The 19,581-nt window shown below is 43.9% G+C and carries 23 protein-coding genes; 5 read left to right on the top strand and 18 right to left on the bottom strand.

All coding sequences use genetic code 11. From position 1 onward, the window contains the following. Positions 1-41: 41 nt before the first annotated feature. Both MCT08_RS05720 and MCT08_RS05715 read right to left on the bottom strand, forming a co-directional pair. Positions 42-743, bottom strand: coding sequence for an LrgB family protein (locus MCT08_RS05720; RefSeq protein ID WP_168521473.1), 702 nt, complete (start codon positions 741-743; stop codon positions 42-44). Positions 744-746: 3 nt separating this feature from the next. Next, positions 747-1,169, bottom strand: a complete 423-nt coding sequence (locus MCT08_RS05715; protein WP_274678033.1) for a CidA/LrgA family protein — start codon at positions 1,167-1,169, stop codon at positions 747-749. A gap of 125 nt (positions 1,170-1,294) precedes the next feature. Here MCT08_RS05715 and MCT08_RS05710 point away from each other — a divergent pair, with 125 nt between their 5' ends. Then, positions 1,295-2,173: a LysR family transcriptional regulator gene (locus tag MCT08_RS05710; RefSeq protein ID WP_053311834.1), complete on the top strand. Its 879-nt coding sequence runs from the start codon at positions 1,295-1,297 to the stop codon at positions 2,171-2,173. 28 nt (positions 2,174-2,201) lie between these two features. Here the strand turns inward: MCT08_RS05710 and MCT08_RS05705 are convergent, their stop codons facing one another. Next, positions 2,202-2,717: a DUF4442 domain-containing protein gene (locus MCT08_RS05705; RefSeq protein WP_053311835.1), complete on the bottom strand. Its 516-nt coding sequence runs from the start codon at positions 2,715-2,717 to the stop codon at positions 2,202-2,204. A 374-nt stretch (positions 2,718-3,091) separates the two neighbouring features. On the opposite strand from MCT08_RS05705, the gene fcrX reads away from it, so the two are divergent. Beyond that, complete coding sequence (gene fcrX / locus MCT08_RS05700) at positions 3,092-3,541, top strand: ferric iron uptake transcriptional regulator FcrX (RefSeq protein WP_053311836.1); 450 nt, start codon at positions 3,092-3,094, stop codon at positions 3,539-3,541. A gap of 65 nt (positions 3,542-3,606) precedes the next feature. Here fcrX and MCT08_RS05695 read toward each other — a convergent pair whose 3' ends face one another. From MCT08_RS05695 to fabB, 3 genes are all read right to left on the bottom strand, one after another. After that, positions 3,607-4,620 (bottom strand): aspartate-semialdehyde dehydrogenase, encoded by a 1,014-nt coding sequence (locus MCT08_RS05695; protein ID WP_171980672.1) that lies wholly within the window; start codon positions 4,618-4,620, stop codon positions 3,607-3,609. Continuing rightward, positions 4,604-5,749 (bottom strand): 4-phosphoerythronate dehydrogenase, encoded by a 1,146-nt coding sequence (locus MCT08_RS05690; protein ID WP_274678032.1) that lies wholly within the window; start codon positions 5,747-5,749, stop codon positions 4,604-4,606. Before MCT08_RS05690 ends, MCT08_RS05695 begins: the two co-directional genes overlap by 17 nt. A gap of 240 nt (positions 5,750-5,989) precedes the next feature. Continuing rightward, positions 5,990-7,201, bottom strand: coding sequence for a beta-ketoacyl-ACP synthase I (gene fabB, locus MCT08_RS05685; RefSeq protein WP_053311839.1), 1,212 nt, complete (start codon positions 7,199-7,201; stop codon positions 5,990-5,992). A gap of 127 nt (positions 7,202-7,328) precedes the next feature. Here fabB and mnmC point away from each other — a divergent pair, with 127 nt between their 5' ends. Beyond that, positions 7,329-9,344: a bifunctional tRNA (5-methylaminomethyl-2-thiouridine)(34)-methyltransferase MnmC2/FAD-dependent 5-carboxymethylaminomethyl-2-thiouridine(34) oxidoreductase MnmC1 gene (gene mnmC / locus MCT08_RS05680; protein WP_274678031.1), complete on the top strand. Its 2,016-nt coding sequence runs from the start codon at positions 7,329-7,331 to the stop codon at positions 9,342-9,344. A 46-nt stretch (positions 9,345-9,390) separates the two neighbouring features. Here mnmC and MCT08_RS05675 read toward each other — a convergent pair whose 3' ends face one another. Together MCT08_RS05675 and MCT08_RS05670 are read right to left on the bottom strand one after the other, a co-directional pair. Then, positions 9,391-9,654, bottom strand: a complete 264-nt coding sequence (locus MCT08_RS05675) for a YfcL family protein (RefSeq protein ID WP_053311841.1) — start codon at positions 9,652-9,654, stop codon at positions 9,391-9,393. Positions 9,655-9,697: 43 nt separating this feature from the next. After that, on the bottom strand, positions 9,698-10,228 hold the full coding sequence (locus MCT08_RS05670; RefSeq protein WP_274674555.1) for an elongation factor P hydroxylase: 531 nt from the start codon (positions 10,226-10,228) through the stop codon (positions 9,698-9,700). Between the two features lie 244 nt (positions 10,229-10,472). On the opposite strand from MCT08_RS05670, the gene MCT08_RS05665 reads away from it, so the two are divergent. Beyond that, positions 10,473-11,096, top strand: a complete 624-nt coding sequence (locus tag MCT08_RS05665; RefSeq protein ID WP_053311843.1) for a trimeric intracellular cation channel family protein — start codon at positions 10,473-10,475, stop codon at positions 11,094-11,096. A gap of 57 nt (positions 11,097-11,153) precedes the next feature. Here the strand turns inward: MCT08_RS05665 and aroC are convergent, their stop codons facing one another. Both aroC and prmB read right to left on the bottom strand, forming a co-directional pair. Beyond that, positions 11,154-12,239: a chorismate synthase gene (gene aroC, locus MCT08_RS05660; RefSeq protein WP_172532368.1), complete on the bottom strand. Its 1,086-nt coding sequence runs from the start codon at positions 12,237-12,239 to the stop codon at positions 11,154-11,156. Between the two features lie 195 nt (positions 12,240-12,434). Beyond that, positions 12,435-13,367: a 50S ribosomal protein L3 N(5)-glutamine methyltransferase gene (prmB, locus tag MCT08_RS05655; protein ID WP_053311845.1), complete on the bottom strand. Its 933-nt coding sequence runs from the start codon at positions 13,365-13,367 to the stop codon at positions 12,435-12,437. A 63-nt stretch (positions 13,368-13,430) separates the two neighbouring features. Between prmB and smrB the strand changes: the two genes are divergently transcribed. Next, positions 13,431-13,961 carry an endonuclease SmrB gene (gene smrB, locus MCT08_RS05650; RefSeq protein WP_053311846.1) on the top strand — a complete coding sequence of 177 codons (531 nt, stop codon included), beginning with the start codon at positions 13,431-13,433 and terminating at the stop codon, positions 13,959-13,961. Positions 13,962-14,057: 96 nt separating this feature from the next. On the opposite strand, the gene flhB is transcribed toward smrB, so the two are convergent. From flhB to fliL, 8 genes are read right to left on the bottom strand one after another with little or no spacing between them, the layout of a single operon-like run. Next, on the bottom strand, positions 14,058-15,188 hold the full coding sequence (gene flhB, locus MCT08_RS05645; protein ID WP_053311847.1) for a flagellar biosynthesis protein FlhB: 1,131 nt from the start codon (positions 15,186-15,188) through the stop codon (positions 14,058-14,060). 9 nt (positions 15,189-15,197) lie between these two features. Continuing rightward, entirely contained in the window at positions 15,198-15,980 is a 783-nt protein-coding gene (fliR, locus tag MCT08_RS05640; protein ID WP_053311848.1) for a flagellar biosynthetic protein FliR, read from the bottom strand. Between the two features lie 8 nt (positions 15,981-15,988). After that, positions 15,989-16,258, bottom strand: coding sequence for a flagellar biosynthesis protein FliQ (fliQ, locus tag MCT08_RS05635; protein WP_053311849.1), 270 nt, complete (start codon positions 16,256-16,258; stop codon positions 15,989-15,991). Between the two features lie 11 nt (positions 16,259-16,269). Further along, positions 16,270-17,118 carry a flagellar type III secretion system pore protein FliP gene (gene fliP, locus MCT08_RS05630; protein ID WP_171375476.1) on the bottom strand — a complete coding sequence of 283 codons (849 nt, stop codon included), beginning with the start codon at positions 17,116-17,118 and terminating at the stop codon, positions 16,270-16,272. A gap of 34 nt (positions 17,119-17,152) precedes the next feature. Next, complete coding sequence (gene fliO, locus MCT08_RS05625; protein WP_053311851.1) at positions 17,153-17,533, bottom strand: flagellar biosynthetic protein FliO; 381 nt, start codon at positions 17,531-17,533, stop codon at positions 17,153-17,155. A gap of 33 nt (positions 17,534-17,566) precedes the next feature. Further along, positions 17,567-17,977, bottom strand: a complete 411-nt coding sequence (gene fliN, locus MCT08_RS05620; protein WP_053311852.1) for a flagellar motor switch protein FliN — start codon at positions 17,975-17,977, stop codon at positions 17,567-17,569. Positions 17,978-17,991: 14 nt separating this feature from the next. Continuing rightward, on the bottom strand, positions 17,992-19,050 hold the full coding sequence (gene fliM / locus MCT08_RS05615) for a flagellar motor switch protein FliM (protein WP_168780575.1): 1,059 nt from the start codon (positions 19,048-19,050) through the stop codon (positions 17,992-17,994). 7 nt (positions 19,051-19,057) lie between these two features. Next, complete coding sequence (fliL, locus tag MCT08_RS05610; protein ID WP_274678030.1) at positions 19,058-19,552, bottom strand: flagellar basal body-associated protein FliL; 495 nt, start codon at positions 19,550-19,552, stop codon at positions 19,058-19,060. Between the last annotated feature and the right edge of the window lie 29 nt (positions 19,553-19,581).

Below are 19,581 nucleotides of genomic sequence, written 5' to 3'. Positions count from 1 at the left end.
GCAAACGCTGGGGGTCTTTTTTATATCAACCAATTAAATACTTACCAAAGTAGATGGCCTATGAAAGGCGCTAACAGTACCGTTACCATGCCTGCTAGCATCATCACCACGCTTGACACAACCCCTTCAGAATTACCAATTTGATAAGCCTTAGCCGTACCAGCACCGTGAGCCGACGCACCAAGACTGGCGCCCCTTCCTAACCGCGAGCGGATAGACAAGGTTGTCAAAACCACCTCACCAACCGCCATGCCAATAACCCCAGTTAATACAACAAATAACGCAGTAAGGTCACTTTGACCACCGATTGATTTAGTCGCCTCAACAGCAAACGGAGTGGTAATTGAGCGCATGGCTAAGCTACGTTGTAATATCTCTGGGAGATCAAGCCAACGAGCCATAAAAACCGAGCTACCAACAGCGGTAACGACTGATACTAACACCCCTACCGACAAGGATAACCAGTGCCGTCTAATCAATACCCGGTTATCATAAACGGGTATTGCAAAGGCAACCGTTGACGGACCTAACATCCATAGTAACCAATGAGACTCTTCCATATAAGCTGGGTATGGGATGTGAAAACCCATCACAACCGCAACCAACAATAGTGGGGCAAGTAACAACGGCATTAAAAAGATTGAACGTTTACGCTGATAGAGAAACTTACTAAGGTAATAAAATGCCACTGTTAATACTAAACAAAGGGATCCAAGCTGCGATGAAGTGAAAATAGAAGCCATAAGTTAAGACTCCACTCTAGCAAGACGATTTCTTTGATTACTTTTACGACGAGCCAGTTTCAACTCGATGCGATACACTTTGTCGACAACCCGTGCAGTCACTGCAATCACGACCATAGTACTCGCTATTAATACCGCCAGAATTCTTAACCCATCTTGCTGCACAATGTCTTGGTAATTAACCACTGCAACCACTGCAGGTACAAAAAATAATAGCATTTCAGCGAGTAGCCATGTTGCGCCTTTTCGTAACCAGTCAACACGAACCACGCGAAACATAATTAGAGCAAGCAGCAATAGCATTCCAGTCAAATTCGCCGGTAAAGGCAGATGAAAAGTCGTAACCAGGTACTGAGCAACAAACCAAATTAATGACAGTATAACTATTTGCAACAGAGTCAGAGCGACAGTGCTTACTTTTTTCATGATGGCTTTGGCATAAGTTTGTGAGTTGAGTCACACTATAATCCATTACAAAACCATCACAAAATGAATTTTCATTATCAAATTTATGCCAAAATGGAATGAAATTGAGATGGTATGAGTTAAGTATGAACATAAAAGCATTGCGTTACTTCGTTGAATTAATTAATCAGCAAAGCTTCACTCGTGCATCCGAAAAACTTTTCGTTACACAACCGACCATCAGTAAGATGATTCGTAGCCTTGAGCAAGAGATCAATCAACCGCTAATACAGCGTGAAGGAAGACGTTTCTGGTTAACGGATGCGGGAGAAGTTGTCTATCAAAGAGGGTTAGATATTCTTGCACAAATGGCGCAATTAGAATCTGAATTAATCGACTTAAACACACTTGAACGTGGGCACTTGCGTCTTGGTATCCCACCGATGGTTGGCCACTTATATGCCGGACTTATTCGTCAATATCGCCAGGCCCACCCAAACGTAGAACTGACCATAGTCGAATATGGAGGGAGAAAAATAGAACAGGCCGTACTTAATGGAGAAATTGATGTGGCAATAACCATGCTCACGCCACATACTCCCGACAGCCTGACCTCTTTGCCTTTAGACTGTTATTTAATTTATGCCGTATTACCAGATACCGAGCCTTGGCGACGTCGTAAAAAGATTACTTGGTCTGAGCTACAACATGAACCATTTTATCTTTATACACATGAGTTTACCCTGAGTGACTATATAGGCTCACTTTGCGAGCAACATGGATTTACTCCACAAGTTTCTGCGCGCAGTAGCCAATGGGATTTTTTAGTCGCACTGGTTAAAAGTGGTGTCGGCGTTGCGTTTCTTCCTGAACCACTTTGCCAAAAAATTCAAGAACAAGGCATTTTAGTGAAACCAATAACACCAAATATTGATTGGCACTTAGGCGTTATTTGGCACGCTGAACGTTATGTATCTCGCACAGCCGATGCTTGGATTAACCTATGTAAGCAATATCGAGGCTAAGCCTCGATATCAATAATTTATGCCATTACTATTCGGAGAATGTCATATTTTGCTCAGAGTCCAGTGCTTCGCGGTACTTAGGCTTTTTACGCACATACAATTTTCGCTGCACTTCCGAGACCACGTCTCCTTGAGCATTTTTCACATGTATGATGAACTCAGGAAAACACTTATCTCCATTCACTGTACTGGCAAATATTGTATCAAGCTGGTCTTGAGTGATCTCAAAGTCAGCATAGAGATCTGACTGACCAGGTTTAATAAAATTGATGCTCGCTTCTTTATCCCATACGTAGTATTTCTCACCCAAAATACCCATCAACATTAAAGAATAAACGGGATCGGTTAATGAAAAAATACTGCCTCCATATTGGGTACGATTAGCATTTTTATTCCACCATCTTAGCTTCAAGCGCATCTTAACTTGGCGAAAATCTTCACTGATTTCATCAATATGGATCCCAGCCCCCCAGAAAGGAGGCCAGCTATTTAACGCCCATTTGACTATATTTGGTTTATAAAATTTCGCTAAAGACTGATTCATTCCGTGCTCGCCTTTCCAATCTATACCCAAACAACTTGAAGCTGCAGGTAGGCGGCAAGTGAGTTCATCCCCATGAGCATAGATAAACTATGTGATTGGGGTTAGCGAACGTAGCCAACACCGCTGTAACTTCAAGTAGGAAGGGTATATCTACTTAACCACAAGGACGTGCTAGCCTTTGAAAGTCGGCACGCCCCAACAAATGTTACACAATTGTAACTGGTCAGAGCTGTAATATCAGTGATATTGAGCGACTTTATGGAAAATACAGAGTAACCCTTTGAAGTTCGTGGTTTATTGTTAGCGGTCAGTGCCCTATAATGCTCAGAATTATGTATTCTGTTAACTGCTGCAGATCATCAACAGGAAAGTATATGTCAGATAATAACCAAGCGCTGAAGGATGCAGGCCTTAAAGTTACCCTTCCAAGGCTAAAAATTTTAGAAGTATTACAGCAGCCTGACTGCCAACATATCAGTGCTGAAGAACTGTATAAGAAATTGATTGATCTTGGTGAAGAAATCGGTCTTGCGACGGTTTATCGAGTATTAAACCAATTTGATGATGCAGGTATTGTCACTCGTCACCACTTTGAAGGTGGAAAATCAGTATTTGAACTTTCAACACAACATCATCATGACCACCTAGTCTGTCTTGACTGTGGTGAGGTGATTGAGTTCTCTGATGACGTTATTGAATTGCGTCAAAAAGAAATCGCAGCAAAGTATAACGTTAAACTAACTAACCACAGCCTTTACCTTTATGGGAAATGTGCGGATGGTAACTGCAAACAAAACCCTAGTGCGCATAAGCCAAATAAATAGCAAAAAAAACCACCGAAATCTCGGTGGTTTTTTTTATTCATTCGCAACTAATACCAAATATGGTATTAGAAGTAGTCACGAATCAGTACTTCTGCAATTTGCACTGCGTTCGTTGCTGCACCTTTACGAACGTTGTCAGCAACTACCCACATATTAATCCCACTGTGGTGGCTGATATCATTACGGATACGTCCAACCAATACATCATCTTTACCGCCAGCGTCACGAACTTGAGTTGGGAAATCTGTACCTTGGAAAACCGTAATTCCGGCCGTTTGTTCAAGCAATTCAACTACCTGTTCAGCATCGATAGGGGCACGGGTTTCGATATGTAATGATTCAGCATGACCATAAAATACCGGCACACGAACACAAGTCGGGTTCACCATGATGGTTGAGTCATTAAAGATTTTTTGTGTTTCCCACACCATCTTCATTTCTTCTTTGGTGTATCCGTTGTCCATAAACTGATCAATTTGTGGAATACAGTTAAAAGCAATTTGCTGGCTGAACGCTTCAGGTTCTGCAGGCATACCATTGAGAAGTCTTGCTGTTTGACCAGCTAGCTCATCAATTCCTGACTTTCCTGCGCCAGAAACCGATTGGTAAGTCGAAACATTAATACGCTCAATGCCCACCGCATCATGGATCGGTTTAAGCGCGACCAACATTTGGATAGTCGAGCAGTTTGGGTTAGCAATAATGTTACGATTACGAAAATCAGCAATCGCCTCTGGGTTAACTTCAGGCACAACCAATGGAATGTCATATTCATAACGGAAGTGAGAGGTATTGTCGATCACCACTACACCTTCTTCAGCCGCGATAGGTGCCCATTTCGCTGAAAGTTCACCACCAGCTGAAAACAGTGCGATGTGAGCTAATGACCAATCGAAATCTTCTACATTTTGCACTTGTACCGTTTTACCGTTAAAGCGATAAGCTTTGCCTTCACTACGTTCACTTGCAAGCAAATACAGCTCACCGACCGGAAAATTTCGATCTTTTAGTACTTCTAGCATGGTTTCGCCAACAGCGCCGGTTGCGCCAAAGATGGCGATATTAAATTCTTGGCTCATTTGTTACCTCTGTTTTAAAACCTAATTTGGCTAACGGAGCGAGGTTACATGACTCACTCCCTTTAATGGTTATCGCGCTGTATTCTCTTCTATCCCAATACACTTTACGCATATGATCAAATGCGCCTGGAGTACTAATTTCGCGACGAAATACTGCGTCATCTTTACGCACATCATAAATTAATTGTGTCAGACTATGCAGAGTGGCTTCATCCCACTCACGTTCTAAATACAGTTCAGGAATAGGGGCTGCGGGCAATAAACTGCTTGCATTGGCACAATGTTCATTGTCGAGATATTCGCAAAAACTATTAAAAATCATCGTAGTTCCGCGCGCTTTTCCCTCTAGGCCGTAGCCAGCCACATGCGGTGTAGCAAAAGCTAATAACGGCAGCAATTCCATGTCTACTTGAGGCTCAAATTCAAAAACATCTAACGCTGCAATAAAACCATCTTTTTCCAATAACCTTCGTTTTAGTGCTTGGTTGTCAACAATTGGCCCCCGTGCGGCATTAATTAAAATTTGATCACTTCGCAGTGCCGTTAATCGTTGTTCATTCATCAGATGATGGGTTGGCCACTCACCTTCTGTCGTGATTGGCGTATGCAGAGTAATAACATCTGCCTTATCTAGTAACACATCAAGATGAGTAAATTGACGGCTATCACCTTGTGCTTGCTTAGGTGGATCATTGATCAATACTTTCATACCAATGCCAGTTAAACAATCCGCTAGGTAACTGCCCACTTGACCCGCACCAATAATACCGACGGTTTTGCCCAAAGCAGAAAAACCATGTTGCTGCGCTAACACCATCAAGACACTGAATACATATTCTGCGACCCCTACCTTATTACACCCCGGGGCGGCGGTAAAAAAGATACCTTTTTCAGCCAATAGTGGCTGATCAACGTGATCCATACCAGCCGTAGCCGTTCCGACAAACTTAAGTTTGTTTGCCTTAGTGAGTAGCGCATGGTTCACTTTCGTTACAGAACGAATCATTAACGCATCAACATCAATCAGATCATCAGCCGTTAAGGTTCTACCCGGTTTCAACACCACCTCACCAAGCTGGCTGAACAGTGCTTCAGCATAAGGCATGTTTTCATCAATAAGGATTTTCATAGCGGAGTTCACATTATTGGAAATTGAAGGGATTGTGCAGAAAAGCGCACTAGCTGTCGAGAAGAAATCCCGCTTTCAATAAAAATGCCCGGCTCCTATTGGAAACCGGGCAAACATCCAGAACAAAAGGATCTTGTCCCGCTCTCCAGGGGACAAAGTCTGCGTCTGTGGACCAGCTAGGCTGATCCGCTCTGGAAACCTGATACCTATCACACGTAAGGTACTGAATACCTGATGTGATTAGGCTTGGTATTTTTTGATGACTAATGTTGCGTTAGTACCACCAAAACCAAAGCTATTCGACATTACAGTAGTCAATTCCTGCTCGCGACCTTCAGTAACAATATCAAGACCTTCTGCCGCTGCATCTAGATTATCAATATTGATGCTCGGTGCGATAAAGCCATGGTGAAGCATTAAAGTGGAATAGATAGCTTCGTGTACGCCCGCCGCGCCTAATGCGTGACCTGTCATCGCTTTAGTTGCAGAAATTGCAGGGCTATTACCACCAAAGACTTCTTGGATTGCACCTAACTCTTTCACATCGCCAACCGGGGTTGAAGTGCCGTGAGTATTCACATAATCAACACTTTCTACGCTTTGCATTGCCATCTTCATACAACGTACTGCGCCTTCACCTGATGGAGCAACCATGTCGTAGCCATCAGATGTCGCACCGTAACCAACAATTTCACCGTAGATTTTTGCGCCGCGAGCCAAAGCATGCTCAAGTTCTTCGACAACAACCATACCGCCGCCACCTGAAATGACGAAACCATCACGATCAGCATCGTAAGTACGTGATGCTTTCTCTGGTGTTTCATTGTATTTAGTAGAGAGTGCACCCATGGCATCAAACATCATGGTCAGTGACCAATCTAGCTCTTCACCACCACCAGCAAATACAACATCTTGCTTACCTAGTTGGATAAGCTCCATCGCATGACCAATACAGTGTGCAGAAGTCGCACACGCTGAGCTCATGGTGTAGTTTACGCCACGGATTTTAAACGGCGTTGCAAGACATGCAGACACCGTTGAAGACATAGTACGTGGAACCATATAAGGGCCAACACGCTTCACGCCTTTTGTGCGTAATGTATCAACAGCAATCACTTGGTTATAAGACGAAGCTCCGCCTGAACCAGCAACAATGCCAGTACGATCGTTAGAGACTTGCTCTGGTGCTAGGCCTGAATCAGCAATCGCTTGTTCCATCGATAGGTATGCAAACGCTGCCGCATCACCCATAAAGCGCATTTGTTTGCGATCGATATGGTCGGCAGGGTTCATTTTTAGGTTACCCCAAACTTGAGAGCGCAAACCGTTCTCTTTGAACTGCTCAGAAGCTGTGATACCCGACTTTCCTGCTTTTAAAGACGCTAAAACTTCTTCGACGTTGTTACCGATACTTGAAACAATACCCATACCGGTGATTACGACTCGTTTCATGTGACATTCCTATAATTCAAAATTCCGCTAGATGATAACTAAGAAGGATAACAAAAGTGGTCAGCTTTCCCAGAAATTCGTACAATCTAACCCTATATATCGCCTGATTTCACAGAATTCAAACATTATGACTACCATTACCAACGCAGAACTCGGTTGGAATGAAGCTGGTACGCCTGTTTCTGACCAATTTGATGATGTCTATTTCTCTAACGTAAATGGTCTCGAAGAGACACGTTACGTGTTTCTTAAACAGAATCATCTCCCTCAAAGATGGCATACCTATGACCAAAAACGTTTTGTGATAGCAGAAACTGGTTTTGGTACAGGCTTAAACTTTCTTGCTGTTTGGCAATGGTTTGATGCATTTAAGCAGCAAAACCCAGACGCCACTTTGCAAACACTGCATTTTATCAGTTTCGAAAAGTATCCGCTCAACCAACAAGACTTAATAAAAGCCCACCAAGCTTGGCCAGAATTAGCTGAATATGCAAGAAAACTTCATGCACACTATCCGATTGCAGTCCCTGAATGTCATCGTATTGTTTTGGATGATGGTGCGGTCACCCTTGATCTTTGGTTTGGTGATATCAAAGATTGCATGCCCCAAGTTCCGACCCCTGAACATGGCTTAGTTGACGCTTGGTTTTTAGATGGTTTTGCACCGAGCAAAAACCCAGAAATGTGGAATCAAACCCTATTTGATGGCATGGCTAAGCTCGCCAAGCAAGATTGCACTTGTGCTACCTTTACCGCAGCAGGCTTTGTACGCCGAGGGCTAATTGATGCCGGTTTTGCCATGCAAAAAGTCAAAGGTTTTGGTACTAAACGAGATATGATCGCCGGCACACTGGACAGTAAGCAGCCTTATAGCAACATCAAACCTTGGTTTGCAACCACGTCATCAAACCATGTAACCGACGTAGCGATCATTGGTGGCGGAATTGCCAGTGCCACCTTAGTAAAAATGCTCACTCGCCGCGGTATTAATGTCAGCTTGTATTGTGCAGACGAAAAGCCTGCTCAAGGAGCATCAGGAAATCGTCAAGGGGCAATATACCCACTGCTTAATGGCAACCACACTGGAGTTTCTCGTGTCTTTGCTCCGGCTTTTTTATTCGCTCGACAATTTGTTGAGCAGATGGCTACACAAACCGCATTTGATCACGACTGGTGCGGTGTCACTCAGCTCATGTGGGATGAAAAATCAACCAAAAAGCAAAACGCCATGCTTGATGGGAGCTTTAACTCACAACTGATGCACCACTGTAATCCACAACAAACTGAACTCAATATCGGACTGCCTAATACAATGGAAAGTATTTACTATCCATTAGGCGGATGGCTATGCCCTGCTCAGCTGACTCAAGGGCTAATTGAGACTTTAGAAAAAAACGATTCCTTTAACGCCTACTTTAATCACCGAGTGGAAAAATTACGTTGGGATGAAACACAGCAACAGTGGATATTAAGTATCAATGGCATAGAAAAGCCTCATCAATCCATCATTATTGCTAATGGCCATCAATTCGACCAGCTCGACCAAACTCGTTATGTGCCATTGGGCAAAGTGAAAGGACAAGTCAGCCATATTCCTACCACGGATAACTTACAAAAACTCAGCAGCGTATTGTGCTATGACGGCTATATGACACCACACAACCCGCTTAATCAACAGCATTGTATCGGGGCGAGCTATGACCGAAGCCAAATTAATCAAGCGTTTGACCCAATCGCGCAACAAGAAAATGGTCAGCGTTTAATAAATTGCATTGCAAACCAAAACTGGCCGAAGGATGTCGATACATCTGGCAATCAAGCTCGCCAAGGGGTTCGTTGTGTCAGCCGAGATCACCTGCCCTTTGTCGGCGCGGTGGGAGACTTTGAACAAATTAAAACTAATTATCAACAGTTGCATACTCAAAGCGAGCAGGATGTCGAGCCTGTTGCTCAATACCCTAATTTGTATTGCTTGTTAGGTTTAGGTTCTCGTGGGCTGAGTTCTGCGCCGCTGATGGCTGAATTATTAGCTTCACAGATAAGTGGCGATCCTCTGCCTTTACCGGTTGACGTTCTAGAAATGCTTCACCCAAGTCGCATGTGGGTAAGAAAGCTGAGAAAAGGAAAGGCGATTACCGAATAGCCATCATACAAGACACCAGTAAAACGCCTCATAGCGCAGTGAGGCGTTACGCTTGGTTATGTAGCTCTGTCCACAGATCAAACACAATTACACGGTCAGCAGGGCTCAATTCAGAACGAGCTTGTTCTAGGCTCTGCTCTATACGTGCTTTGAAAATCGTAACATCATCGATACCTTCCTCTTCGCAAGAAGCCGCAGAAAGAGAAATATGACCACGTAAATAACCGCCAGCAAATAATTCATCATCCGATGCCGTTGCAATGCGTACATCAATCATTTCTAGCAATTTTTCTTCAAATTCAATAATCATAACCTTCTCATTTCTCTCTATTTTTATCTTGTTATTTGGCGAGTTATTTGACGATAAAAAGTTCTGAAGTTAACTCTGGCGTACCATAAAAAGCACGCAATGCATCAGACAACATTTTTACTCGCGGTGGTAAGCCGAGCTGCAAAATCGACATCACTTCTTGGTGTACTTTAGTCATAAACACGATGCGATCAGGCTCAAAATCGCCGTGTAGGTTGTCACAACTGACACTAAAAGGAAAGCCTGCACTCACAGACAAAATCCATTCATACGCTTGTGGCCGAATTTCCACTTTTTCAAACTCAGCTTGGACTTGCGCGGTGCGACCATCTGGCTCATACCAATAACCGAAGTCTTCCAATAAGCGACGTTTTGGCCCGGCGACACACCAATGTGCTATCTCATGTAATGCGGACGCAAAGAAACCATGAGCAAAAATAATACGGTGGTAATTGGTGTGCTCATCAGCAGGAAGATAAATAGGCTCATCACCACCTAGTTCTAAACGCGTATTAAACGGCTCAAAAAAAGTCAGGTTGAAGATAGAGATAAGGTCTGAATAGTGGTGGGTCATAGTGAATTTAAGTATCAAATAATTTTCGCTGCACATTCTCGCGTTTTTTCACTTTTAGGTAAAGCCTAACCGCATCAATGTGCTGGTTTCGCCTTGCATGTGATTAGTTTTATTTATCGAGCGAACGGTTTCTCGTTATAAAAACTCATTCGTCAGCTGTAGCATTTCCCACTACACTTGCGCCTTCATTTTCATCCCCATATGCAATATGGGTGCTATTTACGTTTGCCGGGGTATCACACGTATGTTGCTCAGCGTTTTATATATTATTGGAATTACCGCCGAAGCGATGACCGGAGCATTGAGTGCAGGTCGCCGTAAAATGGATTGGTTTGGTGTGATGTTAGTGGCCAGCGCTACCGCGATTGGTGGAGGTACTGTAAGAGATATTTTACTCGGACATTATCCACTAGGTTGGGTTAAAAACCCCGAGTTTTTAGCCATTACTTGTTTAGCGGGTGTCTTAACGACCGGGCTTGCAAAATGGGTCATCAAGCTAAAAGGCCTATTTATTCGCTTAGATGCATTAGGGTTGATTGTATTTAGTATTATCGGCACCAAAGTGGCAATGAGCATGGGTCATCATGCGATGATTTGTATGGTAGCGGCGTTAGTAACCGGTGTGTTTGGCGGGTTACTGCGTGACCTTATCTGTCGTCAAACACCGCTAGTTCTGCATGAAGAGTTGTATGCATCTGTATCGCTTGTCGCATCTGGGCTGTATTTGACGTTACTGGAATTTGGCGTGAATGATGTGACCAGTACCATCATTACCCTAGTGGTTGGTTATGTACTGCGTATGGCCGCGGTTCGTTTTAAGTGGCGCTTACCCTCTTTCCAGCTCGATACAGAAAGCCAAATCCATTAATTTCAGATAAACAAATGCCCTCATATTGAGGGCATTTTTGCATTTTAACCGGGTATTTTAGATTTTAGGTGTTTCAGTTTGCACACCAAAGTTTTGACCGCGATGACGCAGTAAATGATCCATTAAAACGATGGCAAGCATTGCTTCAGCAATCGGCACGGCTCGGATCCCAACACACGGATCATGGCGGCCTTTGGTAATCAGTTGCGTCGACTCTCCAGCGCGGGTAATAGTATCGCCCGGCACGGTAATGCTTGAGGTTGGTTTGAGTGCAATATTAGCCACAATCTCTTGACCAGTCGAAATACCGCCCAAAATACCACCAGCGTGGTTACTCGCAAAACCTTGCGGAGTCAGAGGGTCACGATGTTGGCTGCCTTTTTGCTGCACAACGTCAAAACCATCACCAATTTCTACCCCTTTCACCGCATTAATACTCATTAATGCATGAGCAATATCTGCATCTAGGCGATCAAATACTGGCTCACCAAGACCAACAGGCACATTCGTTGCAACAACTTGCAGCTTAGCACCAATAGAATCCCCTTCCTTTTTCAAGTCACGGATAAGTTGGTCAAAGGCATCGACTTTGTCGACATCAGGACAGAAAAAAGCGTTATTTTCGATTTCATCCCAATCGACTTTATCAATCGATACGTCACCCATCTGTGACAGATAGGCACGGACTTCAACACCGAATTGTTGTTTAAGATATTTTTTAGCAATAGCCCCTGCCGCAACACGCATGGCCGTTTCACGCGCAGAAGATCGACCACCACCACGATAATCACGGATACCATATTTCTGATGGTAGGTGTAATCGGCATGGCCTGGGCGAAATTTATCTTTAATTTCAGAGTAATCTTTTGAACGTTGGTCGGTATTTTCAATCAACAGACCAATCGATGTACCTGTGGTTTTACCCTCAAATACACCCGAGAGAATTTTGACTTCATCAGGTTCACGACGTTGCGTGGTATAACGAGATGTGCCCGGACGGCGACGATCTAGGTCTTTCTGTAAGTCAGCTTCTGTAATTTCCAACCCTGGAGGGCATCCGTCGACGATACATCCTAGTGCGATACCGTGACTTTCTCCGAATGTCATCACTCGAAAATGTTGTCCGATACTGTTTCCTGCCATTACTTCCTCAATATTGATACCTCTCATACCTAGCCTAAGGCTGGGTGAGCAGCACCGATTCATTCAATTGTTCGTGTTTTCATAGTCGCTTTATTACGAAATGATGTAAAGCCCCAAAATAAGCCAATTGCATTTTCAGGCCATAAAAAACGCCAGCATGTCAGCTGGCGTTCTATTTAAAGCATTGAGCGCTATTTAATCGATGTACAGCGAGAATTCGTCAGCACAATCGAGCAACTGCTGACGAGTCAGCATAAATACGCCATGACCACCGTTGGCAAACTCGATCCAAGTAAATGGAATATTTGGATATTGTTCCATCATATGGACCATCGAATTGCCCACTTCACAGATCAAAATACCGTCATCTGTCAGGTAATCCGGTGCATTTGCTAAAATACGACGAACTAATTTTAAACCGTCAGTACCCGCCGCCAAACCAAGTTCAGGCTCATGGGTGAATTCTTTCGGTAAGTTGCTCATATCTTCTTGGTCCACATAAGGTGGATTGGATACGATCAAGTTATATTTTTCTTTAGGTAGATCACGCAATAAATCAGAACGAATTGGGAATACTTGCTGCTCCATTCCGTGATCCTGAATATTTTGCTCAGCAACTTGCAGCGCATCGACTGAAATATCAACCGCATCCACTTCAGCTTCCGGGAAAGCATGAGCACAAGCAATCGCAATACAACCGCTGCCCGTACACAAGTCCATAATGCGCACTGGCTCTTCGATCAACCAAGGTTGAAATTGTGCTTCGATAAGCTCGCCAATTGGTGAACGTGGTACTAATACGCGCTCATCAACATAAAACTCTAACCCACAGAACCACGCTTTATTGGTTAAGTAAGCAGTTGGTGTACGTTCATTAATACGCTTGATTACACGTTCAACGATGCGCAGACGTTCACTGCTGGTCAAGCGAGAATTCAATACGTGGGGAGGAACATCAATCGGAAGATAGAGCGTTGGCAAGATTAACTGCACCGCTTCATCCCACGCGTTATCTGTGCCATGACCATAAAATAAGTTGGCAGCGTTAAAGCGACTCACAGTCCAGCGAATCATATCTTGAAGCGTGTGAAGTTCAGAAACCGCCTCATCTACAAAAATCTTATCCAAAATTGCCTCCAAAAAGCGCTACAATACTGCCAATTTCGATCAGTTAGAAAATGACCAGACCCAATGAGCCAAAAAGACACCGAACACGATGACGATTTCGACTTGTTCCGGGATGCAGTACAGGGCGTCAAAAAGTTGCGACAGGATACCATAATCCAGCAGCCAAACAGAAACCCCAAACAAAAAGAAATCCGCCGTGTAGCGCGTGAAGCCAGCGATACAGAATTTTATTTCTCTGATGAGTTTATGCCTTTACTCAGTGAAGACGGACCTACACGTTATGCACGTGATGATGTGTCTAAATACGAAGTGAAGCGATTAAGGCGTGGTGTGTATGTGCCAGATGTTTTCTTAGACATGCATGGCATGACACAGCAAGAAGCAAAACGAGAACTTGGCGCTATGATTGCCTACTGTGTAAAAGAAAATGTCCACTGTGCTTGTGTTCAACACGGCATTGGTAAGCATATCCTTAAGCAAAAAGTGCCGCTTTGGCTAGCTCAGCACCCTGACGTAATGGCTTTCCATCAAGCGCCCCTAGAGTTTGGTGGTGGTGGTGCGGTACTCGTTTTACTATCCATACCGGACAAATAACGTCATCATCACTAAAAATGCCACATCATTGTATGTGGCATATCTATAGATAAATACGCCAGTGTGGTAATTTCTCAAATGTTTATCACATTAAAATTAATGGCGTAAATCTGGGGGAATGGGCATGTTTTGCTCTTCCAGTTTAGGCCTTTGCCCACCGCGCTTACGGTACTGCTTAAGCTGAAAAACATAAGCCAGCACTTGAGCTACAGCAACGAACAACCCATCGGGGATCTCTTGCTCTAACTCAGTGGTGTGATACAACGCCCGAGCCAGTGGTGGCGCTGGGATGATGTAAATATCATGCTCACGTGCCACTTCGCGAATTTTCATTGCCATGTGATCAACACCCTTGGCTACTACGATAGGTGCTTTGTCTTTATCTTGTTTATAACGCAAAGCCACCGAAAAGTGCTCTGGGTTGGTGATAATAACATCGGCTTGTGGAACATCAGCCATCATGCGGCGCTGTGCTGCCTCACGTTGCAGCATTCGAATACGCCCCTTAACTTCTGGCTTACCTTCGGTATCTTTGTATTCGTCTTTAACCTCTTGCTTCGTCATTTTCAACTGATCAGCATGCTGCCAAATCTGAAATGGAATATCTATTGCCACCACCACCAGTAGTGAACAACTGATAAGCAGCACAAAGTTGAGTAAAATATCCAACGCATGGAAAATATTTTGTGGGTAAACATCCGTGCTCAATTGGAATAAATCTTCTTTAGAAGCCTCAATTAAATAAAACGCCACCCCAGAAACAAGCAAGACTTTAAGGATGGACTTAAACAGTTCAACCCAACTTTGCAAACCAAACATTCTTTTAATGCCGCTCAAGGGGTTCATTTTTGACGGCTTAGGCATTGCCGCTTCGGCCGAGAAATTAATGCCACCCACTCCAGCAGCGCCAATTAATGCAGCAATAAAAAGCGTCACTAAGATCAAAATTAAGGGCAATAACAACGAGGAGAGTGAGCCGAGCGCAATATCAAATAGTTTGCCAGTATCAAAGACCTCTTCGCGGCTCAAACTAAAAATGCGCCCCATTGACGAATACAACGCTCTCGCCAGTGATTCTCCAAACCACATTAACGATATCGCCCCCATCACCAATACTGATACAGAGGCTAATTCTTTAGACCTTGCAACCTGCCCTTTCTTTCGCGCCTCGTCCAACCGTTTGGGCGTGGCGTCTTCGGTACGTTCTTGACCGTCTGACTCTGCCAAACGCGCCTCCTAACAGTTCATACGAATAAGGCGGCAAACTTGCTGCTCACCTTCTAACCAGAATAGTTCATAATGACTATACAGGCCGCCCAAAATATACCAACACAGCAATAAACCGACCAACAAGGCAAAAGCAAAACCGAGCGAGAATATATTCAGTTGAGGTGCCGCACGAGTCATCACCCCGAAGGATAAGTTGACCGTCAATAACGCAATAATACCTGACAACGACATACTCAAAGCCACTTTAAACATCGTGCCTAACCATAACGCTATTTCTCGAAAATCAACCGTAGTCAATGAACCACTACCGATCGGCAATGTTTTAAAACTAAAGACCAATAGCTGAATCATCTTCAAATGGCCATCGGTGGCCAAAAAGAACATGGTAGCTAAAAACATAAACAATTGGCCAAGCAGTGGCGTATTTTGACCATTGGCAGGGTCAACCATCGAAGCGAAACCTAAGCTCGCCTGCATACCCAATATTTGACCAAGCATAACGAAGGTTTGAATGAGAAATTGTGTGACCATCCCCATCGCCACACCAATAATGATTTGCTCGAGAGTAGTAAGAAAACCTTGAAATGAAAGCAGTTGAATGTTTTCAGGAACAGCCGGAATCGCGGGCATAACCGCGAAAGTGATTGCCAACCCCAAATACAAGCGAATACGAGTTGAAACAAAACGTGCCCCAGTCACCGTCATTACCATTAACATGGCCGAAATACGGGTGTATGGCCAAAAATAATTAGCAATCCATTCTAAAATGACGCTTGTTGGATACTCCATTCAAGCTCCTAGTACAGTACCTGTGGTAGCCGTTCAATGATGGAAAAAAAGAATTCCATCAGCATTTGTGTCATCCAGTGTGCGAAAAGCATTAGAGCTAGCAACGTCACAATTAAACGTGGTAGAAAACTCAACGTTTGTTCGTTGATTGAAGTGGCCGCCTGAAAAATAGCAACCACTAAACCTATTAACAAACTTGGAATGATGATGGCACATACCATGATAAGCACCATCCACAATGCAGATCTGAACAGTTCGACAAATATTTCAGGAGTCATACGTCCTCCCGCTACAAAGCAAAACTGCCGGCAAGGGTGGAAAGAATGAGATTCCATCCATCCACCAGCACAAACAGCATCAGTTTAAAAGGTAGAGAAACAATCATCGGCGAGAGCATCATCATACCCATTGCCATCAGCACAGATGCCACTACTAAGTCGATGATCAAAAATGGCAAAAATAGCATAAAACCGATTTGGAACGCGGTTTTCAGCTCAGAAGTAATAAAAGCGGGGATCAGCACCGCCATCGATACATCTTCAGGATTATTAGCTTGAGAGCCTGAAATTTCGACAAAGGTTTCTAAGTCTTTAACCCGTGTTTGTTTAAGCATAAAGGCTTTAATTGGCCCTTGCGCCGTATCAAACGCTTGCCGCGCTGTTATCTGCTCGTTGAGATAGGGCTGTACCGCTTGTTCGTTTATCTGATTAATCACCGGAGACATAATAAAAAAGGTTAAGAAAATGGCAATGCCGATGATCACTTGGTTAGATGGCGTTTGTTGCAAACCCATCGCTTGACGTAAAATCGACATCACAATCACGATGCGCGTAAAGGATGTCATTAAAATAACCATGGCAGGCAAAAAGCCCAGCATGGTCATCAACGCTAATATCTGTAGGTTAATCGAATAATCTTCGCCACCATTGGCGTTGGTGGTCACAGTGAATGCGGGGATTCCACCGCCACCACTAAAACCAGACGCGGTAGTTTGAGAAGCACCGCTGTCTCGGCTCATCGCGGTGACGGTCATACTCTCAGCACCAGCAGCCGTATTTGGAATTGGCGTTGCTAGTTCTTGCTGTGAAAATGCGATTGGAGCAAACAGCAACGTCATCATCAAAATAAACAGATGCATCGGATGAGAAGATAAACCTGAAAAGGTTATGCGATTATTTCTTATCATTTTTATTCAATAGCTGAGTCAGTTGACTGGCAAAAGGACTGGCCTCTAGCTCCTCCTGTTTCAGTGGAGTATCTAATTTCGCGATCAGTTGAATGGACTGTGTCGTGACACCGACTAAGAATTGTTCTTCACCAGCTTGGACAATAACGATACGCTCTTTGGTGCCAAGCGGAAGCTGGCGCACAATGCTCAGTCCTTTTTGGTTGCCAAAAGTAGGAACCCGCATGCGTTTTAACACCCAAGCTAAAAAGAAGATTAAGGCGATAACGAACAAAAGCGACCCTAAGGTGGTCGCTAAATCTAATTGCTCACTAGCAGCGGCCATCGCTTGGCCAGAGAACAGTAATAAACTGGTAAGTTTCTTCATCAGAACACTTCTTTGTCGATGAACAGCATAGGTTTAACGCAACTTTTTAATACGCTCAGTTTGGCTGATCACATCCGTTAAACGAATACCAAATTTATCGTTCACGACCACCACTTCTCCGTGCGCAATCAAGGTACCGTTAACCATCACATCTAATGACTCACCGGCAATTCGATCAAGTTCAACAACAGAGCCTTGGTTCAATTGCAGTAAGTTACGGATACTGATTTTCGAACGCCCGACCTCCATCGAAATGGTCACGGGAATATCCATAATAGTGTCTAGTTTACGGCGCTCATCTTCAGTGATCGGTGGCGACGTATCTTTGAGTTCATCAAGGGGCGCGGCAAGAATTTCATCAACATCAATATTCGGTGCAGACGGGTCTTCACCAAGGGCTGCAGCCCATTCATCCGCCAGTTTTTGGTCGTCACTTGGTTCCATCTTCGTTACCTATTTTATAATTCTTCGTTGTCTTGTTCGCCATCATCATCTTCAAATTCAGACATGATGTCTTTACCTAAAAAGGCAAGGTCGGTTTTCACTACATCAGGACGTTTAATTTTCTCTGATACTTGGACCGCCATTTTCTCCCCAGAACGCCCCATCTTCACGCGGTAAGTAGGAAGTTCTTCCACAAACATAGTGGCATGTTTAGGCATTTTAATCGGTATGATATCGCCCACTTGTAGATCCATGAGATCTCGCAATGAGATGTCTTGTTCTAATAAGTTCACTCTGAAATTAACTGGAACATCCATAATTTCTTCGCGCAAAGCTGAACTCCAGCGGACATCCGTTTCCATTTTATCGGACTGGACACCAGCATCGAGCAATTCGCGAATAGGCTCTACCATTGAATATGGCATAACCACGTGGAAATCACCGCCTCCCCCATCAACTTCAATATGGAATGAGCTAACGACGATGACTTCTGTTGGGCTCACAATGTTCGCCATACTTGGGTTCACTTCAGAGTCTAAGTATTCAAACTCAACCCCCATCACAGGCGACCACGCTTCTTTGTAATCACCAAATACAATTTTCAACAGCAGTTGGATAACTCGGCGTTCTGTTGGTGTAAATTCACGCCCTTCAATACGAGCGTGGAAACGCCCATCACCACCAAAGAAGTTCTCCACCAAGATAAACACTAAACGTGCTTCCATTGTGACCAATGCCGTTCCTTTAAGAGGACGAAAACGCACCATATTCAAGCTGGTTGGTACATAAAGAGTATTTTGGTATTCACCAAATTTCATCATCTGTACGCCGTTGATTGATACTTCGGCTGTTTTACGCAGCATGTTAAATAAACTAATACGCATGTGACGCGCAAAGCGCTCATTGATCAGCTCTAGCGTCGGCATTCGCCCACGAACGATACGGTCCTGAGAAGAGAAGTCAAAATTGATCGCACTGTTTTCTGAGGGATCTAATTCTTCTTCAACTTCATCAACCGTATCTACGCCATGCAGTAGCGCATCAATTTCGTCTTGGCTTAATAAGTCAGTCACGCTTCACCTATTGAATTACAAAATCGGTAAATAACACTTTCTCGATAACAGGTTGTCCAACCGCTTTCGTCAACGCCGATTTAATATCATCAGTTGCTTTATCTCTAAGTTCAACCCGACCAGTTGCACTGCGAAGCTGCTCAACCGTAGCGGAAGCAAACGTTGCTAACAGTGAACTCTCAACCAATGGTGAATGATAACGAGCCAGATTTTCGTTTTCTGATCCTCTGACCATCAGTTGTACTTTAATTTGAACTAAGCGGTCTCTTTTATCGCCAGTAACATTAAACACGAACGGTTGAGGGATATTAACATAGGCCACAGGATCGGCAGGCAAAACCGCTTGAGTCGACGCTTCTTCACTACTTGTAGCACCGTCATCACTTCCCATTAAAAAGAAAGCCGCGCCACCACCTAACAATAATACAACGACCGCAATAATGATAATGAGCAGCTTTTTCTTCCCTTTAGGAGCATCCGTTTGTACCTCTTCATCAGCCATAATATTCTCTATGTCGTTATTTTTAATTT

The sequence above is a fragment of the Vibrio aestuarianus genome, assembly GCF_028858425.1.
Taxonomy (GTDB): Bacteria; Pseudomonadota; Gammaproteobacteria; order Enterobacterales; family Vibrionaceae; genus Vibrio; species Vibrio aestuarianus.
Note: the sequence above shows the minus strand (reverse complement) of the source record. Positions and strands in the feature narration are given on the sequence as shown.